The organism is Streptomyces sp. CWNU-52B (genome assembly GCF_047444975.1).
Classification (GTDB): Bacteria; Actinomycetota; Actinomycetes; order Streptomycetales; family Streptomycetaceae; genus Streptomyces.
Genome location: NZ_JBLFJV010000019.1, coordinates 480,586 through 503,741, shown reverse-complemented (window position 1 = coordinate 503,741; position 23,156 = coordinate 480,586). Strand labels below are relative to the sequence as shown.

The following is a 23,156-nucleotide window of genomic DNA, read 5'->3' as shown; positions in this document are numbered from 1 at the left end:
TTTCCGCGCGTGTTTCGCGCTCCCCGGGTCAGTCGATGACGGTGTAGCCGGCCCGCCGCAGCGACGCGTTCACCTCGGCGCAGTGCCTGGGCCCCTTGGTCTCCAGGTGCAGCTCGACCTCCACCTCGGTGAGCCCGAGCCGCGGATCGGTCCGTACGTGGCTGACGTCGAGGACGTTGGCGTCCGCCGCCGACAGCACCCCGAGCAGCGTGGCCAGGGCGCCGGGCCGGTCCGTCAGCCGCAGCGTGACCGCGAGGTAGCGGCCGTTCGCGGCCATGCCGTGGCGCAGGATGCGCTGCATCAGCAGCGGGTCCACGTTCCCGCCGGAGAGCAGCGCGACGACCGGGCCATCGAAGGCGTCCGGCTCACTCATGATCGCCGCGACCGGGCTCGCCCCGGCCGGCTCGACGACCAGCTTGGCCCGCTCCAGGCAGAGCAGCAGCGCGCTGGAGAGCGCGTCCTCGGAGACCGTACGGACCTCGTCCACCAGGTCGCGGATGATCCGGAACGGCACGTCCCCGGGCCGTCCGACCTTGATCCCGTCGGCCATCGTCGCCGGGTTCTCCACCGACAGCGGGCGCCCGGCCGCCAGCGAGGGCGGGTACGCGGCGGCGCCCGCCGCCTGCACCCCCACGATCCGCACGTCGGGCCGCAGCGCCTTCACCGCGACCGCGACGCCCGCGGCGAGCCCGCCGCCGCCGATCCCCACGACGATCGTGCGCACCTCGGGGCACTGCTCCAGGATCTCCAGGCCGACCGTGCCCTGCCCCGCGATGATGTCGGGGTGGTCGAAGGGGTGGATGAGGACGGCGCCCGTCTCGGCCGCGTACTCCTGCGCGGCGGCCAGCGTCTCGTCCACCACCGTGCCGTACGTACGCACCTCGGCGCCGTAGTGCATGGTCGCCGCGACCTTCGGCAGCGGGGCGCCCGACGGCATGAACACCGTGGAGCGCACCCCGAGCAGGGAGGAGGCCAGTGCGACGCCCTGCGCGTGGTTTCCGGCGCTGGCCGCGACGACGCCGGCGGCCCGCTCCTCGGGGAGGAGCCCGGCGATCCGCACGTACGCGCCGCGCAGTTTGAACGAACCCGTGCGCTGGAGGTTCTCGCACTTGAGGTGGACGGGCGCCCCCACCAGGCCGGACAGATGCCTGCTGCCCTCCATGGCGGTCACCCGTGCCACGCCCGAGAGCATCTTCTGGGCGCCCCGCACATCGTCGAGGGTCACCAGCGGCGAGGAGTCAGCCGTCGAATAGCTCATGACCACCAGTCTCGCAGTTCACACCGAGCCCCATCGGTCGTGACCACCGTCCGAGACCGGGTTTGTCCAGCGCCCGTACGGCCCGCCCCCCGTCCGCGTACTCTGTCCCCCAACCCAGCCCCACGCATGAATAGAGCCCCCGGCCATGCCCACAACACCTGGAATGTCGATGGACATGACGACCGTCGGTGACACCGGTCTTCTCGAAACCCTGCAGCACGAGGTCGCGGTGTTCGCACGCCGTGCCGAACAGACCCGGCTCGGCGGGGTCGGCCAGGTGCGCAACTCGATGGACCGCGCCGCGTACCTGCTGCTCAACCGCCTCGACAAGGAGGGGCCCATGGGCGTCAAGGCACTCGCCGCGAGCATGGGCATCGACTCGTCGACGGTCACCCGGCAGGTGGCCCCGCTGGTCGACACCGGACTCGTCAAGCGCACCTCCCACCCGGAGGACGGGCGGGCCGTGGTGCTCCAGCTGTCGCCGCGCGGGCTGTCCCGGCTGGACGAAGTACGGTCCTCCAGGCGCCAGTTGATGGCCGATCTCACACAGGAGTGGTCGCCCGAGGAGCGCGAGGCCTTCTGCGCGCTGCTCACCCGCTTCAATGTCGCGCTCTCCACCCGGATGTCCGCGTCGCCGTCCGGGGACCCGGCCGCGGAGGCCCCGACACCGTCCTGACCGGCCGTCCCGGCGCCCGCCGCCGCTACCGCCACCCACCGGCATCCATCGGCACCCATCGGTCGGCCGCTCCATGACCGAGGGCGCCGCTCGGGACGCTCACCGTGCGGTCTCCCCCGCGGGCTCCCCGCGGACTCCTCTCGCCCTCTTGACCGGGGCCCGCGCCTGGCCTCATATGAGACCGGGTCCTGATGTACGCGACGGTGCCGCGCGTACGTCGACGGGGCCCGGTTTCCCATCGGCGGGAGGCGCGGTGCGAGAGCGGCAGGCGTCCCGGAACGCCCGCCGTGCCCGGGAGTTCGAGGCGTTCGTCGCGGGCGCGGCAGGGCGACTGCTGCATGCCGCCACACTGCTCACCGCGGAGCCCCCGAACGACAACCCGCGCGCGCGGCGCCTGCTCACCGCGGCCCTGGCCCACACGTACGCCACCTGGGACCGGCTGCACGGCGAGGACCCGTACAACAGGACCCGGCAGCAGTTGGCGGTGCGCTTCGCGCGCGCGGCGTGGCATCAGTACGGCGCGTTCGGCTGGGCGCGCCCCCGGAACCGCCCGCACCCCGACAGCGTCCTGCGCTGCCTCACTCCCCAGGAACGGCTGATCCTCGTACTGCGCATGTACGAGGGTGTCGCCGAGGAACAGGCCGCGGCGCTGCTGGGACTGCCCACGGAGCGGGTACGGGCCATCTGTGCGCGTGCCATGGCCACGCTGCTGCATCCGCCGCGGGACGCCGCCCCGCCGGTCGCGAAGGTGGTGCCTTCATGAGCCCCGTCAGCCGCCGGGAGGCCGATGTCCGGCGCATTCTGGAGCAGCCGCAGCCGCCCGTACCGCCGGAGCTGTACGCGGAGGCGGTGCGCAGGGGCGGGCGGATGCTGCGCCGTCGCAGGGCCGCCCGGCGGCTGATGTGGCTGGTGCTGCTCGCGGCGGCCGTGGCCTTCGTGGTGTGGCTGTCGACCGCACAGCCGTGGGTGGAGCCGCCGTCGGAGACGACTCCACCGCTGACGGGCTGGTGAGACCGGGCGCCGACGCGGGCCGGGGCCCGCGTGAGCCTCTTATCCCAGGGCCTGCTTGAGGTCCTCCAGGAGGTCGTCGACGTTCTCGATGCCCACGGAGAGGCGTACGAGATCGGCGGGGACCTCCAGGAGGGACCCGGCCACGGAGGCGTGCGTCATGCGTCCCGGGTGCTCGATCAGGGACTCGACGCCGCCCAGGGACTCGCCCAGGGTGAACACCTTGGCGCGGTTGCAGACCTCGACGGCCGCTTCCTCGCCGCCCTCGACCTGGAAGGAGACCATGCCGCCGAACGCCCTCATCTGCTTGGCGGCGGTCTCGTGACCGGGGTGCTCGGGCAGGCCCGGGTACAGGACGCGCGTCACGCGCGCGTGCCGGGTGAGCATCTCGGCGACCTTGGTGGCGTTCTCGCTGTGCCGGTCCATGCGGACGGCGAGCGTCTTGATGCCGCGCAGCACCAGCCAGGAGTCCATGGGACCGGCCACCGCGCCCATCGCGTTCTGGTGGTAGGCCAGCTCCTCGCCGAGCTCCTGGTCGGCGACCACGAGGGCGCCGCCGACGACGTCGGAGTGGCCGCCCATGTACTTGGTCAGCGAGTGCACGACGACGTCCGCGCCGAGCGCGAGCGGCTGCTGGAGGTAGGGGCTGGCGAAGGTGTTGTCGACGACCAGCTTGGCGCCGGCCTCGCGCGCGACGTGCGAGAGCGCGGCGATGTCGGTGATGCCGAGGAGCGGGTTGGAGGGCGTCTCCACCCACACGGCCTTGGTCTTCGGGGTGATGGCGGCCCGTACGGCCGCGGGGTCGCTGGTGTCGGCGACCGACCACTCCACGCCCCACCGGGAGACGACCTTCGCGAACAGACGGAACGTACCGCCGTACGCGTCATTGGGGATGACCACGTGGTCGCCGGGGCTGAGCAGCGTACGCAACAGGCAGTCCTCGGCCGCCAGTCCGGACGCGAACGCGAGCCCGCGACGGCCGCCCTCCAGGGCCGCGAGGTTCTCCTCCAGGGCGGTCCGGGTCGGGTTGGCGCTGCGGCTGTACTCGTAGCCGCCGCGCAGACCGCCGACGCCGTCCTGTTTGAAGGTCGAGACCTGGTAGATCGGCGGGACGACCGCTCCCGTGAGGGGATCGGCGGTGTTGCCCGCGTGGATCGCGACGGTTTCGAAATGCTGGCTGATGTGCCTGTCGTTCATGAGCACCGAGGGTAGTGCGCTCGCGGGGTCGGTGACGGCCAATGAGGGTACGGACGGCCGGCGGACTGCTGACGGGCGAGGTTTTCCACAGGAGAGACCGACCTGGTTCGCCAATTGTCGGGCCCGTCTGGTTCGCTTGTGGCATGGAGATTCTCTGGGTCCTGATGGCGCTGCTCATGATCGGGTTCGCCCTCGGACCGATCATGATGCGCAGGCGTGCCGGCGGTATCCAGCAGGTCGCCCCCGGCGACCCGGACGCCGCCGACCCGGCGAACTACGGTTTTCTGCGTCAGGAGGAGCTGGACATCCGCATGCCCGGCCCCGACGAGGACCTGCTGGAGGTCCTCGACCTGGTGCAGCGCACCCAGGACCACCGCGCGGCGTCCCAGCTCCTGTCCGGTACGGAGACGGAGGGCGAGCGGCGCTGGCAGCGCGTCCAGGCCTTCGCGGGCGCGGCCTCGCTCGAACTGCAGCAGCGGCCCGGCGGCGTGAGCGACAGCCCCGGCGGGCAGTGGCTGCGGGTGTGGCGGGCCGAGAACCCCAAGGACGCGGGCGGCGCCGCCGTGCACGCGGAGTTCCTGGTGCAGCAGGCGTGGCGCACGTCGTCACCGGGCACGGACGAGTTCCGGATCATCATGGAGGAGGCGCGGTCCGCCTGCGGTGACGCGGCGCTGCTGGCTCCGGGTGACCCGATCCCGTACATCGTCGAGCTGTCGGTGGCGCGTGGGCTGGCGTACTCCCAGCCGGAGTTCGAGAAGCTCTGGCTGAAGATCCTGGACCGGGCGCCCGCGCACATGGGGGCGCATCTGGCGGCGCTGCACTACTGGTGCGAGAAGTGGCACGGCTCGCGGGAGACGGCGTACTCGTTCGCGGAGGCGGCCGCGGCGCGCGCCCCCCAGGGCTCCCTGCTGGCCGCCATGCCGCTCTTCGCGGTCTTCGAGCATCTGCCCGAGGTGAATCTCGTCAGCGGCTTCTACCAGAGCGAGGTCGTGACCAAGGCGGTGCACGGCGCGCTCTACGCGGTCCACTCGGCGCGCTCCGACGACCCGATGCTCGCGCACGTCCGCCATCTGCTGGTGTTCTTCCTGGTCCGCGGCGAGCGCTGGTCGGAGGCGATGGGCCAGCTGGTGCACGTCGACGGCCACGTCGGCGCCCTCCCCTGGACCCTGACCCGCGACCCGGCCGCGGACTACGCGGTGTACCGAGCGCTGGCGGTAGCAGGCTACGAGGCGAACGGCGGCAGCCCGGCAACGCTCCCGCACTGAACCACGCCCCGCGCCTTCAGGGGCGCGGGGAACGGCGCGAGCCGGGAGGCGATGCGCAGGGGCGCAGCCCCTGCGCATCCAGGGGCGCGGGGAACTGCGCGACCAGCCACACACGACCCGCAGCCTCCCGACCCGCCAGAGGCTTGCGCAGGGCCGCAGCCCCGCGCATCCAGGGGCGCGGGGAACTGCGCGACCAGCCACACACGACCCGCGGGGTCAGCCCTCCGCCCGAGCCGGCAGCCGCCACCCCGCCCGCGGGAAGTGGCAGGTGTATCCGTCCGGATACCGCTGCAGATAGTCCTGGTGCTCGGGCTCGGCCTCCCAGAACGGGCCGACCGGCTCCACCTCGGTCACGACCTCACCCGGCCACAGCCCCGACGCGTCGACGTCCGCGATCGTGTCCTCGGCGATCCGCTTCTGCTCGTCGTCCACGTAGTAGATCGCCGAGCGGTAGCTCAGCCCGATGTCGTTGCCCTGGCGGTTCTTGGTGCTCGGGTCGTGGATCTGGAAGAAGAGCTCCAGGATCGCGCGGTAATCGGTCTTCTCGGAGTCGAAGAGGATCTCGATGGCCTCCGCGTGCGTGCCATGGTTGCGGTACGTCGCGTTCGGCACGTCACCCCCGGTGTATCCGACCCGGGTGGCCGTCACGCCGGGAAGCCGGCGGATCAGCTCCTCCATCCCCCAGAAGCATCCGCCCGCCAGTACGGCCCTCTGCGTCTGCCCAGCCATTGCGGCCCTCCCATGTTCGTCAGCTCATCACTCGGGTTACCGGCCGGCGTGCACACCGGCACCCGTACCCACCCCCCTCAACGCGCGAGGGCTCCAGGCGATTCCGGATGCGGGACCGGATGCGAGGTCGGACCCGGGGCCGGACGCGCGGCCGGAGGTTCAGCCCAGCCGGAACAGCTTTTCCGCGTTCCCGGAGGCGATCCTGACCCGGTCCGAGGGGTCGGGGACGGCGGCGAAGAACTGCTGGACGGCCGCCGCGTCGGGCCGGTGGAAGGGGTAGTCCGTGGAGAACAGCACCCGGTCGGCACCGGTGAAGTCCAGCGTGTGGCGCAGCAGCCGTTCCTGGAGCATGCCGCTGCCGGTGATGTGGATGTTGGTCCTGATGTAGTCCGAGACCCGGCGTTCGAGGTGCTTGGCGACGTTGGAGAGGCTGTCGACGCGGTCGGTCCAGAACAGCAGCATCTCGCCCCAGTGGCCGAGGACGAGCTGGAGGTCGGGGTGCCGGTCGAAGACGCCGCGCAGGATCAGCCGCAGCGCGGACAGTCCGGCGTCCATGTGCCAGCCCCAGCCGAAGCTCGCCAGCGCGAGGTCGGTCAGCGGGTCCAGCCCCCGGTAGGCGGCGTCGCGCAGCTCGTTCGAGGGGATCTGCGGGTGGATGAAGACGGGCTGGTGCAGCCGGGCCGCGGTGGCGAACAGGTCGTCGTAGGCGGGGTCGTCCAGCGTGCGGGAGCCGGTCCGTCCGTGGACCATCGCGCCGACGTGCCCCAGCTCGGTGGCGCACCGTTCGAGTTCCGCGGCGGCGGCCTGCGGGTCGCCGGTCGGCAGGGTGGCGAACGCGCGGAAGCGGTCCGGATGCGCCCGCACGGCGTCCGTGACCTCGTCGTTCGCCTCCCGGGCCAGCGCGACGGCCTCCGGGGCGGGCAGTGCCTGTGTGGCGGGCGTGACGACGGAGAGGATCGAGAGGTCGATCCCCGCGGCGTCCATCGTCTCGATACGGCCCTGGCCGATGTCCTCGAGCCGGGCCCGGTTGTCGCCCATGGTGTTGAAGGCGACGCTCTCGTCCCGCGCTCCGTCGGGGAGGCGGTCGAGCGCGTCGCGGATGGTGACGCTGTTCCAGTGCTCTTCGATCGCGATGATCTTCACGTTGCACGTTCCCGGAAGTCGAGTCTCGATTTCTTGGATCAGAGCGGCCATGACCGCCGGCGGACCACTCGGCCACGAGTTCACTCATCACCTGTTGAGTGAAAGCTACACGCTTCGGCCGCCGTTCGCTCAACAACGGTAGAGTGAGTGGCGTGAGCGACGTGAGCGAGCCGAGGAGCAGGGCCCAGAAGCGAGCCGCGACCGCACAGCGCATCCTGGAGGCGGCGCGTGCGGAGTTCGGAGAGCGCGGCCTGGAGGCGACGACCATCCGGCGCATCGCCCAGCGCGCGCAGGTGGACCCGTCCCTGGTCATGCAGCACTACGGGTCGAAGGCGGCCCTCTTCGCCACGTCCATCGAGATGGGCGAGTCCGCGCCGGCGGAGGTCAAGGCCCATCTGCACGACGTGCTGGACGTCCGGATCGGGGCCCTGCCGCCGGAGACCAGGGCTCTCGTGCGGTCCATGCTCACCGCACCCGAGGCGGAGGCCGCCATGGCCGCGTTCCTGAACGAGCGGGTCGCCAACCTGAGCGGGGCCATGGGCGGCGAGGACGCCGAGCTGCGGGCGGCACTGATCGTCAGCAGCATCCTCGGACTCACGGTCGCCCGTCACTTCCTGAAGCTCGACGCGTTCGCCGAAGCCTCCGACGCCGACATCGCCCGCGTCGCCCGTCCGTGGATCACCACGGGAGTGGACCCCACCGAGGGAGATCGCCCCCCGCCCTCAACCGAATCGGCCTGAGCGCGCCGGCCGACCCCGGATCAGCCCCAGACCACCCGGCCATCCCGAACGTCCGCGCGCCGCCCACGCGTGAGCACACGAGGAACACCGCACCACCAGGAAGAGTGGCACCGGCACGGCCTCGCCCCTTGCCGGAGGCCCCGACGGGCCACTGACGCCAAGCCGCCGAGCTGTGCTCTGCGCAACCGCCCCGTCGCGCTACTCCACCTCGATGCCGAAGTCCTGGACGAGTTCCTCCAGGCCGCCCGTGTAGCCCTTGCCGCCCAGGACGAAGTCCCAGTCGCCGTTCGCCCTGCGCCGGAAGGAACCGAGTACCAGGGCCGTTTCCAGCGGACGGCCGTCGGAGACGTCGAGTCGCCCCAGTTCGGCCAGCCCCGGGTCGCGCAGGCGGATGCAGGCATCCGTGAAACCAGTGAGGTCCGCGTCGGGGTTCACCTCCGGGTCGACGGCCGCGACGAGGACGAACCGGTCGGCCTCGTCCGGCAGCCCGTCGAAAGAGACACACATCGCGGCCTTGTCGGGTGCCGTGGGGGGAAGGGCACGTACGGAGCCGTCCGCGGTTCGGGGGTTGTTGAAGAAGACGAAGTGCTCGTCGCTGAGGACGCGGTTGCCACGGCAGACGAGAGCGCACACGTCCAGGGCGACGCCTCCGGTCCACGACATGCCCAGGACGTTGTAGTCGTCGGGCAGCCGGTCGCCCTGCTCGGGCGGTGCCGGCTGCGCCGGTGCAGAACGTCCGGCGCTTCCCAGGCGGCCACGCAGGCCATGGCGGTGCAGCAGGTCCACGAGTTCACTGCCCGCGATCAGTTCGAGCGGCTTTCCGTTGGCGAAGGTGTGGGAACCGGGGCCGAACCGCGACGTCGTCACCAGGACGCCCTTGTTGGCACCGGCGTCCTGCACCGTCCCGTACAGGTCACGTACGGCAGTGGGCGGCACCGTATTGCGGTAGCGCTTCACCTGCACGACGATCTTTCCGCCCCGGATCGGCGCCGGGTCCAGTGCGTCGACGTCCACGCCTCCGTCGTTGGAGCGCTGCGTGGTGACCGCCTGCATGCCCATGGCGCGAAAGAGGTCGGCCACGAGGTTCTCGAAGACGACCGGATCCATGTCGTAGAGGTCGGGTTCGTCATCGCTGCCGTGCGCGACGACACGGTTCCCGACATCCTGCGGCAGGCGACTCGGCCGTACCTGCGTCAGCTGATCGGGCCGGGGCGAGAGCTGGCCGCGCAGCGCGTCGGCCAGGCAGCTGCCCGCGTCCACCTGTGCCAGATGCAGGTCGCGGAAGGTCGAGCGTGACGTCATGACGGTGGCCAGGTACATGTGGCCCGGCCGGCCCGTCGTGGGGTCGTGTCCGTCCACGAACCCGTTCAGGGTCACCGACTCCAGCGCGCCCAGCTCATCCGCCGCGAAGAGCTCATGCAGGACGAGCAGCATGCACTGGGCGAGGACCTCCCGGTACAGAGCCCGACGCTGCCCCAGCGGACGGGCGGTCTCCCTGTCCTGGTCCACTCCCGACATATACCGAACGGTCTTGGTCTCGGGGACGACGTCGTAGGCGGGCAGCTCCCAGTCCAGCACCAGTTGCCGGGCAGCCGGGTCGTAGGCGGCCGCCACCTGGCGCGGAAACCCCTCCGGCCAGGCGGTCGAGGCGTAAAGAGCACCGGAGAAGTACTCGACCACCGACTCGGGTGCGCAGCGCCGTACGCCTTCGGTCACCTCAAGGATGCCGGCGTTGTGCCGGCGCACCTCGGCCAGCTGGGCGTCGGCCCACCGCTGGTACTCCCTGTGGTACGCCGCCAGTTGCTGCTGCCGCTGCCCCTCGGCCGTCTGGGCGGCGTGCCAGTCCTGCTCGAAACGCGTCCGCGCCTCGGTCTGTGACTGCGCCCGGCGACTGGCGGTCCACCCACTGTTCGCCTGTGCCTGGTACTGGTTCCAGTCCGGCATGGGTACGGGTCGCGCCAACGCCCCCGGAGCGAAGGCCTCGACCTCTTCGGATCGCAGCAGGGACGAGACCCTGAAGGCCGGAACCTGGCATCCGGCAGTGAGCAGGCCCTGCAACGAGGCGACCCGCGCGTCGAGTTCCTCGGTGCGACGCAGTGCCTCCGCCTGCCGATACTCACGATGCCCCTGGGCGACTCGCCGTTGATAGGCACGTGCTTGCTGAACTTGCTGTCTCTGCTGTCTGGCTTCGGCTTCCAGCTGACGCTGCTGCTGGCGTTGCACTTCAGCCCAGACGCCGACAAAACCGGCAGATCGACGACTCATGTGGTGCGGCCCTCCCCAAGGCGCTCTGGTTGTCCCCACAACCAGCTGTAACGGGACAACTCTAGCCAGCAATCACCTCCCCGCCTATCCAGGTGCCGAAGGCAACCTGTTCACACCGCCACCGCCACCGTCACCACCACGGACCCCGCCCCGTTCGGGCAGCCATCGACGGACGCCAGGTGTCAAGCATTTCAGCCACGTCCGAAAAGAACGGCGACAGCGCCCTCCCCGTCCTACGATCCCCCACATGCTGATTCGTCGGACATTACGGATGATCATCGTGTTCGCCATGGCCCTCGCCGGTGCGATCGGGGGTGGGTTGGGGACGGCGCAGGCCGCGGGGAGCCAGGTGTCGCAGGAGAGACAGCTGCTGTTCTACAACCATTCCTACGGAGTCCTCGACCGGGAGACCGCCGACGCCATCGAACACTCCGACTACCTGCGGGAGTTCGCCAACTTCCAGGTCCGCACCACGACCGGAGCCGACGGACAGACCTGGACCGGCCGCTATCTGATGGGCCGTGAAACCTACCTCGAACTGTTCGGCGTCGGTGACATCGCCGGTCAGGACGGCACCCTCGGCTCCGCCGGTCTGGGCCTGTCGACCGAGTGGGCGGGAGACCTGGCGACGGTCACCGAGCGGCTCAAGGACGAGGGGGTCGCCGACCCCGTCGAGTTCCTCCAGACGCGGGACTTCGGTGACGGCGTGCCCGTGCCGTGGTTCGACGCCGTCCTCACCGCCACCACGTACGACGCCTTCGGGGCCTGGGCGATGGAGTACCGGCCGGAGTACTTCGCCGACCCCCGCGGCAACACCGAACCGGCGAGTTCCCCCGGTGACGTCGGCCGGGAACGGTACCTGTCCGACGACTACCGCACCCACCTGATGCGTGACGTGACCTCCGTCCACCTCAAGGTCACCGAGAGCGACCTCGCCGACACCGTGCCGCTGCTGCGGGCCGGCGGGTTCACCGTACGGACCGGCTCGGACGGTGGCGTCGTGGCGGAGCGCGGCGGCACCACGCTCCGGTTCGACCCCGTGCCGCGCGCACAGGCGGGACTGCAGCGGGTCGACCTGTCACTCAACCGGCCCGTGAAGGACCGGCACGTGGAACAGATCGGCAACTCGACCCTCACCGTCGGCCCCGGCAGCCACGCCGTCTGGACGTTCCCCGCCAACGGCACCCGATAGCAGCCCGACGGGTGCGCCCCCTTCGTCGCAAGGGGGCGCACCCGCACGTCCGGCTGATCCTTCCAGGTCCCGCCACGTCAGCGAGGTACGCCTGCCTCGTCAAGGTACTGGTGCATGGCTTCCACGGGGAGGCTCGGGTTGCCGAGAGCCGCGGAGCAGGTCGCCGGTTTCCCGCAGCTTTCGAGAATGAGGCCGACCGGCAGCGCGGGGTGCGCGGCAGCCGTGGCACTCACCCGATCGTGGGGATCGGCGAGCAGCCGGACGAGGATGTCGACCGGCGCCTCGGGGTCCAGCCCCGCCAGCCGCCGCCTCTCCGGATCCAGGTCGTCGGCGAAACGTCGCGCACTGCCCTGCCGTGGAAAGTTCGGATGCCTCAGCAGAGCACCCCTGGTGATCACCTTGCAGTCCAGATAGGTCCGCAGCACCACCTCACCGCGCACGGTCGGCTGGTTCTCGCACAGCAACAGGCGTACGGGGTGGTCGTCGTCCTTCGAGAGCAGCTCGACGGCGTCGGCCGGCAGGTGGGGGCTGTGGGCGGCGCTGCGCCGTAGCAGCGTGTTGGCCGATCTGGCGCACCGCCGCAGGACATCGGGGTCGGTGCAGAGCCGCACCCAGTCGACCGGCTGGAGCCGGTCGGACGTGCTGATGGTGACGTCGATGGCGGCGCGTTCGGCCTCCGTCAGCTCGGGGCGCACCGATACCGCAAGCCGTACGCTACGCGCGGCGTCGTCCGCCAACGCCCGGACGATGCCGATGGGAACGTGGAGATTCGCCGCCAGTTCCCGCCGGTCCGCCTCCGCGGTGCTCGCCGCGAGCTGTTCGGCGGTCGCCGTGCTCATCGCACCGTGACGGATCACCTCGTGTCTGTCGAAGCCGCTGATGCTGATTCCTACGTCAAGAGGGGCGCGAGGGCCGAGAAGGAGGTCCGTCCAGGCCGCGTCATTCCGGCAGGCCTCCATCATGGCCGCCTGACGGACCTTGTCATCGGCGTCGTGGAGCAGGTCGCGTCGGGTGTCCTCGGACAGCGCGGCCCACCGGCGACAGGCGGCCCGTCGGAGGTCCGCGTCCGAATGGTCCGCGAGCCCGGCGACCAGGTCCGAAGCTGTGTCGTGGCAGAAGGCCACGCCTCGCCGGACCGTCGGTTCCGGATCGGCGAGCAGTCGCCGCTGGACGGGCAGCGGCAGTGGCGGCGTGGGGGTACGGAACCACTCGGGCCCGATGGCCAGAGCGAGGCGGACGCGCGGGTCCGGGTCGTCCACGAGCCTGGCGCGTTGCTCCGCCGGTATCGAGACGTTCTCGGCGAGCGCGGTCCGCAGCCTGCGGTCGGGGTGCGCGAGGACGGCGTCGATCACCTCGTCCGGCAGGGCTCTCCAGGCGACCGTGCTCCATGCCGCGTCGGCTTCTTCGCACAACAGCCTGATCAGGACGTCGGCAGGTGCCGCCGCATTGCGCGCGATCGACGTGACCGTCTCCCGGTGACCGCAGTTTCCGCACATGGTGCCCCCGTTTTCTCGCCGACGGCCGTCGCGGGCCCGCGGGTGTTAGTCCTTACGACGTCGCACGGTACTGCCGACCGGAGTCGGCCCGGTCGGCAGCGCGGCGCGTGGACCCACATGACCCACATGACCCACTGGACCCGCGGTCAGCAGTCAGCGGGCGGCGGCCTGTTTGATCAGTGTGGTCACCTCCGCCGGATGTGAGAGGTAGACGGCGTGGCTGGCGGTGATCTCGATGACCTTCGAGCCGGCCCGCTCCGACATCGTGCGCTGGGCCGGCGGCGGGATCATGTGGTCCTCGGTCGCGACGAGGTACCAGCTCGGCTTGACCTGCCAGGCCGGTTCCGTCACGGCGCCGTTGAGCGCGTCGACCCCCCAGGGAACCTGGGAGTCGGCCATGAACGCCGCCTGCTCGGCCGGCAGGTCGGCGGCGAAGGCAGCCGCGAACTTCTGGCGGTCCAGGAGCAGGAGGCCGTCCCTGGGCGGCAGGATGGGCGGGACCGCGGCGCCCGGCGGCGGGTCGGCGATGAGCGTGCCGACCGACTCCCCCTTGTCGGGCGCGAACGCGGCGAGGTAGACCAGCGACGCCACCTTCGAGTGGGTGCCCGCCTCGGAGATCACGGCACCGCCGTAGGAGTGGCCCACCAGGACGACCGGACCGTCCTGGTCGTCGAGGACCATGCGCGTCGCGGCCACGTCCCCTTCGAGCGACAGGGTCGGGTTCTGGACGACGCTGACGTCGTACCCGTCCCGGGTCAGGAGGTCGTAGACCTTCTGCCAGCCTGACCCGTCCACGAACGCTCCGTGGACGAGGACGATGTTCCGCGGTTCCGAGCTCACAGTCATGAGTCCTCCTTCGGCGGCGGCCCGTTGCGGCCACGCGAAGCAAACTAGGGAGGGACGACCGTGATCGATACCGTCAAGTGGCGTAGTTCTGCGGCATGTTGTGCGTCACGGCCGGGTGGAGCCGCCTCCGCCTCCGGAGACGTGCGGGACCGCGGCGCCGGGGTCGACGCCCGCGAACGCCAGCCCGATCACGAAACCCGCCACCTCCTCCAGCTGGCGGACGCGGTCCAGCGTCCCCACGGTCGCCGGCACCGCGCCGACGTCACGGACCAGCTCCCCCACGGTGCCCAGCGCCGCCGCGTCGTCGCCGCACATCGCGACGGTCACCCGGGAGCCTTCGTCGCCGGGAGGCCTCGTCCACTGGCCGGCGGGGAAGAGGTGGAACGCCTTCACGACCCGGGCACCCGGCGCCAGCCCGGCGATCCGCCTCGCCATCGACGCGCCGTCGTCGATGAGGAGCGCCCCGACACCATGCGCGACCGCGTTCGTGGGGTCGATCAGCGGCGTCCCGTCGAGTACGCCGTCACCCTCGCCCGCCAGCCGCAGCATGTCCTCCACACCGTCCCACGCCACGGCGAGCAGGACCGCGTCGCGCCCGGCTGCCGCCTCACGCGGTGCGAGGCCCACCGCCCCGCGGCCCAGTCGCCCGGCGAGCCGAACCGCCCCGGCCCGCGACCGCCCGCCGACCGCCACCTCGTGCCCCGCGCGTACCCAGCCCGCGCCCAGGGCCGCCGCCAGTGTTCCCGTTCCCAGGATCCCGATGCGCATCGTCGTCGCCGCCTCTCTCAAGCAGTCACAAGGACCGACCAGTTGCGCGGCTACGGTAGGCAAGGCGATACGCACCGATCGGTGCGTGACCGACGCGCGACGATGGGCGGCGAGATGACTGATCACGGAGCCCACCGATACGAGCTGGTCGCCGACTGCCCGCTGCGTGCGGCCACCGATCTCTTCGCCCACACCTGGGATCCCGTCGTCCTGGCGGCTCTGGGCGCGGAACCCCGCAGACGCCGCGAGCTGCGCGCCGCGATCGGCGGCATCAGCGACAAGGTCCTGACCGAGGCCCTGCGCCGTCTGCTCGCCTTCGGCCTGGTCGAACGCCACGCGCACGCCGAGGCGCCGCCGCGCGTCGAGTACGGCCTGACCCGCCTGGGCCGGAGCCTGGTCGAGGGCCCGATGACGGCCCTCGGCGCCTGGGTGGTGGAGCACGGCGACGAACTGCTCGAAGCCCAGGAGGCCTCCGAAGTCACTCGGAGGCCCCCTGGCTCCGCGCTGCCGCTCGCACTGCCGCCCGCACTACCGCCGCGTCACTCGGCGGGCTTGTAGAAGGCGTACGTGGCGGAGTACTGGACGCTGGTCTGGCCGGTGCCCGTGCACGCGCCGGCCGGGGCCACGCCGCCGTCGGTGCCGAGGCGCTGTATGTAGGAGACGTCGGCGAAGACCCCCGTACCGCGCGTGGCGGTGGACTTCAGCAGCAGCTCGGGGATGGTGCCGGGCTTCGGCGAGTTGGCCACGGCGGTGGCGTTCACCGCGCTGCCGTCCACCGTGGACACCCAGACGGGGCCGCGGGAGTGCAGGGCGACGGTGCGGTGGGAGCGGTCGCCCTTGGCCCAGAGGGTGGCGGCCGGCTCCAGCAGCGTCCAGGCGCCGTCGGCGCAGGTGTAGGTCTGGACACCTGCGGCGGAGAAGACGCCGGTGAGCCGGTTGCCTTCGGGAACCGCCAGCGCGGCGGGGACGTCGAGGCCGGCGGATGCGGGCCGCGAGCCGGCGGCCTGGGCGGCCGTCACGCCCGAGAGCGTGCCGACGGTGACGGCGGCGAAAGCCGCGGTGGTGAGGACAAGACGCTTGGCGAGCTTCATCGGGTGTGTCTCCAGAATGATTCTGAACGAGTCCGGTCGAGCGCGCGGCACGTGACGCCGGGGCCGCCCTGACCTGACCGGGAGAGCTCCCGGCGCGGATCGCCACGCCTCAGAGAAGGGAGTACCACCACGGTTCCGGCCCGGCGAGGGCCTGGAGGGCACCCGGGCGGTCACACCCGGGCGGACTCGGGGACGCTCGGCATGCCCTCACGGCACCGGCGTCAACTCACCCCAGCTCAGGGCCAGTTGGTGTTCATTACATCGAGTCTGGCCCGTCAGCGGGTACCACCCCGCTCCCGTACGGACGCGTGAGGATCTCCAGGCTGTGACCGTTCGGGTCATCGAAATACGTGCCGCGTCCGCCGTCGTTCGTGTTGATCTCGTCGACCCGCCGGTGGGACGGATCCGCCCAGTACGTGAGGCCGGCGTCCTGGATGCGCGCGAAGATCGCGTCGAAGTCGTCCTCCGAGACCAGGAACGCGTAGTGCTGGGGCTGGATGGCGCCGACGGTGTCCATGTAGTCGAGGGTCACGCCGTTGGGGATCCGCACCGGGACGAAGGGGCCGTACTCGGGGCTCACCTCCAGACCCAGCAGATCGGCGAGGAACCGGGCCGACGCCTTCTTGTCATGGGCGGCGACGATCGTGTGGTTCAGCTCGACGGTCACAGGAACCTCCTCGGCCGGACAACTCGGCAGCTCGACAACTCGGTAACCCGGCAACTCGTCACTCGCGGGCCACCCCACGCTTACCAGTCGGCCGACCCCCGCACCACTGGGAGCGGGCTGCGGCCCCGGTTGCTCAGGGGCGCGGGGAACTGCGCGGCCGGCCGCAACCGACCCGCAGGTGCACGACGAGGCACGCAGCCACCCAGCCCCCTGCCTCCCCTGCCTCCCCTGCCTCCCAGTGGAACTAGATCGTCGCGGCGTCGATCACGAAGCGGTACCTCACCTCGCTGCCCAGCACCCGCTCGTACGCCTCATTGATCTCAGCCGCGCTGATCAGCTCGATCTCCGCGCCCAGCCCGTGCTCCGCGCAGAAGTCCAGCATCTCCTGGGTCTCCCGGATGCCGCCGATGCCCGACCCGGCAAGCGTCTTGCGCCCACCGATCACCGAGAACAGGTTCAGCGAGACCGGCTCCTCGGGCGCGCCCACGTTCACGAACGCGCCGTCCGACCGCAGCAGCGCCAGGAAGGCGTCCAGGTCCAGCGGAGCCGACACCGTGGACAGGATCAGGTCGAACGTCCCACGCAGTTCCTCGAACGTCTTCGGGTCGCTGGTCGCGTAGTAGTGGTCGGCGCCCAGCTTCAGCCCGTCGTCCTTCTTGCGGAGCGACTGCGACAGGACGGTCACCTCGGCACCGAGCGCGTGCGCGATCTTGACGCCCATGTGACCGAGGCCGCCCATGCCGAGGATCGCGACCTTCTTGCCGGGGCCGGCGTTCCAGTGCTTGAGCGGGGAGTACGTGGTGATGCCGGCGCACAGCAGCGGCGCGGCCACGTCGAGGGCCAGGCCCTCGGGGATCCCGACGGTGAAGGCCTCGTCGACGACGATGTGCGTCGAGTAGCCGCCGTACGTGACCTCGCCGGCGTGGTCGACGGCGTTGTACGTGCCGATGTTGCCCTGTACGCAGTACTGCTCCAGGCCGGCCTTGCAGTTGTCGCACTCGCGGCAGGAGTCGACCATGCAGCCGACGCCCACGCGGTCACCGGCGGTGAACTTGGTCACCCCGGAGCCGACCTCGGTGACGATCCCGGCGATCTCGTGGCCGGGGACCATCGGGAAGATGGCCTCTCCCCAGCCCTCACGGGCCTGGTGGATGTCGGAGTGGCAGATACCGGCGAACTTGATCTCGATGAGGACGTCGTGCTCGCCGACCGGACGACGCTCGATGGTCGTGCGCTCCAGCGGAGCCTTGGCGGCGGGCGCGGCGTATGCGGCGACAGTGGTCATGCGGGGGTTTCTCCTCAGGAGGGACTGCGCCCCGGCCTGTCATCCGGCCGGGTACGGCGTCCAGCCTGCGCCGTTTGCCCGTCCTCACCCAGACCACGCCTTTTCGTACGTCCACTGGTCCTACTACTGATAGGGGCAGGTTCGTATGCGTACGACCGTGAATACTGAACGTATGGATCCACAGCTTTCTCAGGAGCCGGCCGGCGAGGAACCCGGACAGGATCCGGGGCGGCGGCTGGACCGGCGCGCCGAGCTCAGCGAGTTCCTGCGCACCCGCCGGGCGCGGCTGAAGCCGGAGGACGTGGGGCTGCCGGACTTCGGGCGGCACCGCCGGGTGCCGGGGCTGCGCCGCGAGGAGCTGGCGCAGCTCGCCGGGGTGTCCGTGGCGTACTACACCCGCCTTGAGCAGGGCAACGGGCGGAACGTGTCGGCGGAGGTGCTCGACGCGATCGCGCGTGCTCTGCGGCTGAGCGGGGCCGAGCACGCGCATCTCACGCACCTCGCGAAGCCCAAGCAGCACAAGAAGAAGCCGTCGGCCCGGCCGCAGCAGGTGCGGGTGGCGATGCGGGAGCTGATCGACACGTTGGACACGGTGCCGGCGTACGTCGTGGGGCGGCGCTCGGAGATCCTCGTGTGGAACCGGATGTCCGCGGCCGTCTTCGGGGACTGGGCGCAGATGCCGGCGCGGGAGCGGAACTGGGCGCGGATGGTGTTCCTCAAGCCCGAGTACCGCGAGCTGTTCGTGGAGTGGGAGCAGAAGGCGTCCGACATGGTGAGTTTTCTGCGGATGGACGCGGGGTGCCATCCGGACGATCCGCGGCTGTCCGCGCTCGTCGGGGAGCTCTCCGTGAAGAGTGAGGAGTTCCGGCGGCTCTGGGCGACGCATGACGTCAAGGAGAAGAGCCATGGGCTGAAGCGGCTGCGGCATCCGTTGGTGGGTGAGCTGACGCTCTCGTTCGAGACGTTCAAGCTGGTCGACGACGAGGAGTTGTCGATGGTCACGTATCACGCGGAGCCGGGGTCGCCTTCGGCGGAGGCGCTGCGCTTGCTGGCGAGTTGGGGTACGGATGCGGCGTGGGCCGGGGCGGTGGCGCCGCGGGCGTGACGGCGTCCGGTGGGTGCGGGTGCGGGTGCGGGTGAGTGGGGGCTGATCGCGCAGTTCCCCGCGCCCCTGGAAGGCGGGGCTGCGCCCTCGCCCCCCCAGGCCGTCCGGCACCCGCCGGTCACGTGTGGCTGGGCGCGCAGTTCCCCGCGCCCCTGGGGGGTGGGGCTTCGCCCCTACCCCCGGTTTTAGGTCGGTGTGGGGGTCAGGGGGTCGTCGCCCGTTGTCCGGCGTGTTTGTCGTTCCGCTTGGGCGGCGAATGCCGAGCGGAACTCCGGGTCCGTCGGCAGGTCCGCCTCGTCCGCCGCGTCCTGGAGCAGGTTGACCCAGCGGCGGCGCTGCCGCTCCGTGATCTCCCTGCCCAGGTGGACGGCGGCCGCGTGGCCGTGACCGCCGTCCGGTGTGTCGGAGTGGCCCGGCGGGCCGTCGAAGACCTCGCCGAGCCAGCGGGCGGCGCGGGACGCGTCCTCGGCGGTGAGTCCCTCGAAGACGGGGGCCAGGACGTCGTCCTTGAGGACCTTGTCGTGGAAGACCTCGGTGAGGCGGGCGAAGGCCTCGGCGCCGCCGGCCAGGGCGTACAGCGTGGGCACGGCCGCCCCCGTGCCCCGTACCGCCGTCGGCGTGTAGTGGCGGGTCTCCTCGACGAACCGGTCGAAGGGGCCGACCTCGGCGGCGAAGTCGGTGGAGAGCTCGGACTCGCGGAAACCCTCGACATGGTCCTCGGTGGACGTCCAGGTGACGCGGAGCACGAAGTGCTCGAAGTCGTCCTCGCAGCGGGCCAGTTCGTAGTCGACGCACTGGGGGGCCGCCGCCAGCTGCACGGCGGCCCGGGTGTACGCGGCGAGGAACTGGGCCGACAGCTGCTCGGGGATGAGGTACCGGGTGTACTCGATGGTGTGCGCGGTCATACCCCGCGCCTACCCCGACGGCCCGCCGATAGCTGTGGCTCCGGCCCTGTGGCTCAGAGCAACCGGCTGTCGGCGGGCCGTCCTGGCTCACTTCCCGTAGTACGCGTTATAGATCGAGATCGTCGACTTGTTGCCCTTCTTGTCGGCGATCTTGGCGTGGAACGAGATTCCCTTGCCCTTGGCGGGGTTCGTCACGGGGATCTTGCCGTTCTTGACGGCGACCTTCTTCCAGGTCTGGCCGTAGTCGTACGACAGGTACACCGCGAGCGACTTGAGGTTCTTGCCCGCGGCCGAACCCTGGACGGTCACCGGGACGGAGACCTTCTTGCCCGCCGGGGCCCGGCTGTCCAGGCCGACGGCCGCCTTGAAGCGGACCGTGGACGCGGGCAGCTCGGCCAGGTCGGCCGTCTTGGAGCGGAAGGTCCAGCTGGCGTCGATCCGGGTGGATGCCGCGGCGACCTTGACGCTGCGCTTGACCGAGCTGGTCAGCTTGTACGCGGCGTCACCCGCCGGGACGGTGAAGGCCTCGCCGGACAGCGGGTCGCTGTTGGAGCCGACCTTGACGCCGTCGCGGTAGAGGGTCGTGGTGACCGACGAGTAGACCGAGGAGCCGATGTGGGTCCTGCCGTCGGAGAACAGCGGCACGAGGCCGTAGATGCTGTCGCCCTCGCGGTAGAGGCCGAGGCCCAGGTCCGAGCTGATGCGCGGACCGAAGACCGCCGTGTTGAAGGTCTTCTCGTACTTCTTGCCCGCGGTGAGGGCCTGCGCGCTGTCCAGCGAGTAGAAGGCCTCGTAGATCGGGAACCCGTCCTCGTCGACACCGCCGCGCTGCTCGAACTGCGGCCCCCATTTGACCTTGTCACCCGTCGACACGTACAGCGTCCGGGAGCTGGGCAGCTTCTGCTCGACGGGGACCCCGATGGTGTAGTCCGTCTCGAACTCGCCCACCGGGACGATCGCGCCGGTCTTGCCGGACGACGAGGCCCCCAGGTGGTTCTTCACCGTGGCGAACTCGCCCGCCTCGTAGTGGCGGACCTTGTCGCCCTGGAACCGCTTGACCTGGGCCGAGGTCGCCACGTCGTACTCGGCGTTCGCCCCCTTGGCCCACTGGCCGCCCCAGGTCTGGGTCAGACCGGTGACGTCCCCGCCGAGGTGCGCCACCCGCACGTCGGCGAACGATTCGAGGCCCACGCCGACGCTGAACGCGGCGGGGTCGTAGAAGTAGGAGACCGACGCGGACAGCGGCTTCGCCGAGGCGTCCGGCACGGTGAAGCGGGCCGCCTTCGTCGTACGGGCGTCCAGGGTCACCGAGACATCCTCGGTGACGTTCAGCTTGGGCTGGAGCAGCCAGTCGAGGCCGCCGTCGAAGGTCCCGAAGTCCTTGACGATCCAGGCGTCCAGCAGGTATGTGCCCTTGGGCACGCGCAGGCTCACCGTGCCGTCGCTCTCCGGCACGGCGAAGCGCCGGTCCTTGCCGAGGCCCGCGTAGCCGACCAGGTCGGTGAGGTAGCCCGTCGCGGGCAGGCCGTCGCGGCCGATGTGCTTGAGCGTGACGTCGTACGACTCCAGCTCGCGCTGCACCGCCGCCGCCGTGCGTACGCTCTGTCCGCCGCCGGTCGCGGTCACGTACGCGGAGTAGGTGCCGTCGACCGTGCCGCCCAGCCTGGTGTCGGCCGTGAGGTCGGCGGAGGCCGTGCCGCCCGCCGGGACGGTCAGTGTCCGGGCGCCGAGCGTGAAGAAGCCGGCCGGCGCGGTCTGCCCCTTCGGGTCGGTGGCCGTCACCGCGAGGTCCAGCGTGACGTCGGCCGTCCCGAGGTTCTTGTACGTGACCTTCTCGGTGACCGGGGTGTCGTCGGTGTGCGGCCACTGCTGGATGCCGAAGCTCACCGACGAGGGGACGGCGACCACGGTCTGCTCGATGGCCTTGTCGACCTGGACACGGCCCGAACCCTGCTGGAACGGCGTGTACGCGCCGCCCTTGGCGGAGCCGGTCAGCGCGCCCTTGAGCTCGGTGTACGTCCAGTCGGGGTGCTGCTGCTTGAGGATCGCCGCGGCGCCCGCGACGTGCGGGGTGGCCATCGACGTACCCGAGATGGTCAGGTAGCCGGCCGGGTTCTCGCCGACCTCCTGCGCTATGACGCTGCCGGGGGCCGCGGCGGCCGTGATGTCCACGCCGGGCGCGGTCACGTCGGGCTTGATCTGCCCGTCGAGGCCGGGGCCCGTGCTGGAGAACGGGGCCAGGGTGTCCGTGTCGTCGACGGCGCCCACGGTGAGGGCCGCCTCCGCGCTGCCCGGGGAGCCGATCGTCTGCTCGCCGAACTCACCGTCGTTGCCCGCGGCGATGGCGAAGAGGATGCCCTTCTCCTTGGACAACTTGTTGACCTGGGCTTCGAGCGGGTCGATGTCGGGGGTGTCCCCGCCGCCCAGGCTCAGGTTCACCACGTCGGCGCCCTGCTCGGCCGCCCAGTCCATGCCGGCGAGGATGCCGGAGTCGTCGCCGAAGCCGTTGTCGTCGAGGACCTTGCCGTTGAGCAGGTCGGCACCGGGCGCGACGCCCTTGTACGTGCCGGCCGCCTTGGCTCCCGTACCGGCCGCGATGGACGCGACGTGCGTGCCGTGGCCGAACTTGTCGCTCGCGTCGGCGGCGGTGGAGAAGTTCTTCTCGGCGACGACCTTGTTCTGGAGGTCGGGGTGGGTCGAGTCGACACCGGTGTCCAGGACGGCGATCTTGGTGCCCTTGCCGTCGTACCCGGCGGCCCACGCCTTGTCGGCGCCGATCTGCGGAACGGACTTGTCGAGGCTGGCCTTGCGGACCCCGTCGAGCCATACGTGCGCGATGCCCGACGCGGTCTTCGCGCCGCTGTCCGCCTGCGTGTCGGTGACCGCCGCCCACAGCTCGGACACGTCGTCCCCGGGTGTCAGGACCGCGTCCGCGTTCAGGGACTTGAGGGTCCTGCGGACCTTGGTGTCACCGGCGTCGCGGACGTCCGCCTTCGCCGCGGCTGCCGCGCCGCGGTAGCCGACGATCACCTTGAGGCCCTGCTTGCGGGCCGTGCGGCCGGCCGACTTGTTGAGTTCGGTGACGTCGAAGAGCCGCTGGTCGAGCTTGCCTTCGGCGATCAGCCGCGCGGCGTCGGCCGGTACGACGAGGGTGTGTCCGGCGGCCTTGCTGATCCGGACGGGTATCTTCTCGCGGCCCTTCGCCCGCTCCAGGCCGACGGCGCGGCCCTTGGCGTCGACGAGGACGCGGTCGCCGGTTATCAGGGTGACGGGCTGCTTGGGAATGTTCTGTGACGCCGTGTCACGTGCCGCGTCACCTGTCACTCCACCTGTCACGCCACGTGTCGTGTCATGAGCCGAGTCGGTGTCCGTGCGCTGTGCCTTCGCCGCCGCCGGGCTGGTCATGCCCGCCGCCAGGGCCACGGCTGCCGCCGCGGCGATCGTGGCCACGCACGCTCTTTTCAGTTGGCTGCGCAAGTCTCCCCCAGGAGAGCAGGTCCGGAGTGAATCCCCGTTCATC

General features: G+C 71.0%; 21 protein-coding genes. 8 read left to right on the top strand and 13 right to left on the bottom strand.

Going from position 1 to position 23,156, the window contains the following annotated elements; translation table 11 throughout:
• Positions 1-28: 28 nt before the first annotated feature.
• A complete protein-coding gene (ilvA, locus tag ACLVWQ_RS20080; protein ID WP_414110289.1) occupies positions 29-1,258 on the bottom strand; it encodes a threonine ammonia-lyase in 1,230 nt (409 codons plus the stop codon).
• A gap of 163 nt (positions 1,259-1,421) precedes the next feature.
• Here ilvA and ACLVWQ_RS20075 point away from each other — a divergent pair, with 163 nt between their 5' ends.
• The 3 genes from ACLVWQ_RS20075 (at position 1,422) to ACLVWQ_RS20065 (ending at position 2,945) form a co-directional block, all read left to right on the top strand.
• Positions 1,422-1,934 (top strand): MarR family winged helix-turn-helix transcriptional regulator, encoded by a 513-nt coding sequence (locus ACLVWQ_RS20075; protein ID WP_414110409.1) that lies wholly within the window; start codon positions 1,422-1,424, stop codon positions 1,932-1,934.
• Positions 1,935-2,187: 253 nt separating this feature from the next.
• Positions 2,188-2,697, top strand: coding sequence for a sigma factor-like helix-turn-helix DNA-binding protein (locus ACLVWQ_RS20070; RefSeq protein ID WP_414110287.1), 510 nt, complete (start codon positions 2,188-2,190; stop codon positions 2,695-2,697).
• Positions 2,694-2,945, top strand: a complete 252-nt coding sequence (locus ACLVWQ_RS20065) for a hypothetical protein (RefSeq protein WP_414110286.1) — start codon at positions 2,694-2,696, stop codon at positions 2,943-2,945. Before ACLVWQ_RS20070 ends, ACLVWQ_RS20065 begins: the two co-directional genes overlap by 4 nt.
• A 39-nt stretch (positions 2,946-2,984) precedes the next feature.
• Here the strand turns inward: ACLVWQ_RS20065 and ACLVWQ_RS20060 are convergent, their stop codons facing one another.
• Complete coding sequence (locus tag ACLVWQ_RS20060; protein WP_414110284.1) at positions 2,985-4,139, bottom strand: cystathionine gamma-synthase; 1,155 nt, start codon at positions 4,137-4,139, stop codon at positions 2,985-2,987.
• 143 nt (positions 4,140-4,282) lie between these two features.
• Between ACLVWQ_RS20060 and ACLVWQ_RS20055 the strand changes: the two genes are divergently transcribed.
• A complete protein-coding gene (locus ACLVWQ_RS20055; protein ID WP_414110283.1) occupies positions 4,283-5,404 on the top strand; it encodes a hypothetical protein in 1,122 nt (373 codons plus the stop codon).
• A 216-nt stretch (positions 5,405-5,620) separates the two neighbouring features.
• Here ACLVWQ_RS20055 and msrA read toward each other — a convergent pair whose 3' ends face one another.
• Positions 5,621-6,133, bottom strand: coding sequence for a peptide-methionine (S)-S-oxide reductase MsrA (gene msrA, locus ACLVWQ_RS20050; RefSeq protein WP_414110282.1), 513 nt, complete (start codon positions 6,131-6,133; stop codon positions 5,621-5,623).
• Positions 6,134-6,292: 159 nt separating this feature from the next.
• Positions 6,293-7,276 (bottom strand): amidohydrolase family protein, encoded by a 984-nt coding sequence (locus ACLVWQ_RS20045; protein WP_414110281.1) that lies wholly within the window; start codon positions 7,274-7,276, stop codon positions 6,293-6,295.
• Between the two features lie 152 nt (positions 7,277-7,428).
• Between ACLVWQ_RS20045 and ACLVWQ_RS20040 the strand changes: the two genes are divergently transcribed.
• Entirely contained in the window at positions 7,429-8,016 is a 588-nt protein-coding gene (locus ACLVWQ_RS20040) for a TetR family transcriptional regulator (RefSeq protein ID WP_414110280.1), read from the top strand.
• Positions 8,017-8,214: 198 nt separating this feature from the next.
• On the opposite strand, the gene ACLVWQ_RS20035 is transcribed toward ACLVWQ_RS20040, so the two are convergent.
• Entirely contained in the window at positions 8,215-10,281 is a 2,067-nt protein-coding gene (locus ACLVWQ_RS20035) for a restriction endonuclease (protein WP_414110279.1), read from the bottom strand.
• A 271-nt stretch (positions 10,282-10,552) separates the two neighbouring features.
• On the opposite strand from ACLVWQ_RS20035, the gene ACLVWQ_RS20030 reads away from it, so the two are divergent.
• On the top strand, positions 10,553-11,473 hold the full coding sequence (locus ACLVWQ_RS20030; protein ID WP_414110278.1) for a DUF5829 family protein: 921 nt from the start codon (positions 10,553-10,555) through the stop codon (positions 11,471-11,473).
• Between the two features lie 77 nt (positions 11,474-11,550).
• On the opposite strand, the gene ACLVWQ_RS20025 is transcribed toward ACLVWQ_RS20030, so the two are convergent.
• The 3 genes from ACLVWQ_RS20025 to ACLVWQ_RS20015 all read right to left on the bottom strand — a co-directional run bounded on the left by ACLVWQ_RS20025 (position 11,551) and on the right by ACLVWQ_RS20015 (position 14,583).
• Complete coding sequence (locus ACLVWQ_RS20025; protein WP_414110277.1) at positions 11,551-12,969, bottom strand: hypothetical protein; 1,419 nt, start codon at positions 12,967-12,969, stop codon at positions 11,551-11,553.
• Positions 12,970-13,122: 153 nt separating this feature from the next.
• On the bottom strand, positions 13,123-13,815 hold the full coding sequence (locus tag ACLVWQ_RS20020) for an alpha/beta hydrolase (protein ID WP_414110275.1): 693 nt from the start codon (positions 13,813-13,815) through the stop codon (positions 13,123-13,125).
• 105 nt (positions 13,816-13,920) lie between these two features.
• On the bottom strand, positions 13,921-14,583 hold the full coding sequence (locus ACLVWQ_RS20015) for an NADPH-dependent F420 reductase (RefSeq protein ID WP_414110274.1): 663 nt from the start codon (positions 14,581-14,583) through the stop codon (positions 13,921-13,923).
• Positions 14,584-14,697: 114 nt separating this feature from the next.
• Between ACLVWQ_RS20015 and ACLVWQ_RS20010 the strand changes: the two genes are divergently transcribed.
• The gene (locus ACLVWQ_RS20010) at positions 14,698-15,141 is read left to right on the top strand and encodes a winged helix-turn-helix transcriptional regulator (RefSeq protein WP_414110273.1); all 444 of its coding nucleotides are present in this window, start codon (positions 14,698-14,700) and stop codon (positions 15,139-15,141) included.
• Here the strand turns inward: ACLVWQ_RS20010 and ACLVWQ_RS20005 are convergent.
• The 3 genes from ACLVWQ_RS20005 to ACLVWQ_RS19995 all read right to left on the bottom strand — a co-directional run bounded on the left by ACLVWQ_RS20005 (position 15,123) and on the right by ACLVWQ_RS19995 (position 17,626).
• Complete coding sequence (locus tag ACLVWQ_RS20005) at positions 15,123-15,674, bottom strand: DUF3455 domain-containing protein (RefSeq protein WP_414110272.1); 552 nt, start codon at positions 15,672-15,674, stop codon at positions 15,123-15,125. The genes ACLVWQ_RS20010 and ACLVWQ_RS20005 overlap by 19 nt on opposite strands.
• Positions 15,675-15,930: 256 nt before the next feature.
• Complete coding sequence (locus tag ACLVWQ_RS20000) at positions 15,931-16,341, bottom strand: VOC family protein (protein WP_414110271.1); 411 nt, start codon at positions 16,339-16,341, stop codon at positions 15,931-15,933.
• A gap of 244 nt (positions 16,342-16,585) precedes the next feature.
• A complete protein-coding gene (locus tag ACLVWQ_RS19995) occupies positions 16,586-17,626 on the bottom strand; it encodes an NAD(P)-dependent alcohol dehydrogenase (protein WP_414110270.1) in 1,041 nt (346 codons plus the stop codon).
• Positions 17,627-17,798: 172 nt separating this feature from the next.
• On the opposite strand from ACLVWQ_RS19995, the gene ACLVWQ_RS19990 reads away from it, so the two are divergent.
• Positions 17,799-18,731 carry a helix-turn-helix domain-containing protein gene (locus tag ACLVWQ_RS19990; RefSeq protein ID WP_414110269.1) on the top strand — a complete coding sequence of 311 codons (933 nt, stop codon included), beginning with the start codon at positions 17,799-17,801 and terminating at the stop codon, positions 18,729-18,731.
• Positions 18,732-18,916: 185 nt separating this feature from the next.
• Here the strand turns inward: ACLVWQ_RS19990 and ACLVWQ_RS19985 are convergent, their stop codons facing one another.
• Complete coding sequence (locus tag ACLVWQ_RS19985) at positions 18,917-19,636, bottom strand: antibiotic biosynthesis monooxygenase (protein WP_414110268.1); 720 nt, start codon at positions 19,634-19,636, stop codon at positions 18,917-18,919.
• Positions 19,637-19,723: 87 nt separating this feature from the next.
• The gene (locus ACLVWQ_RS19980) at positions 19,724-23,155 is read right to left on the bottom strand and encodes a S8 family peptidase (protein ID WP_414110267.1); all 3,432 of its coding nucleotides are present in this window, start codon (positions 23,153-23,155) and stop codon (positions 19,724-19,726) included.
• Position 23,156: the final 1 nt, after the last annotated feature.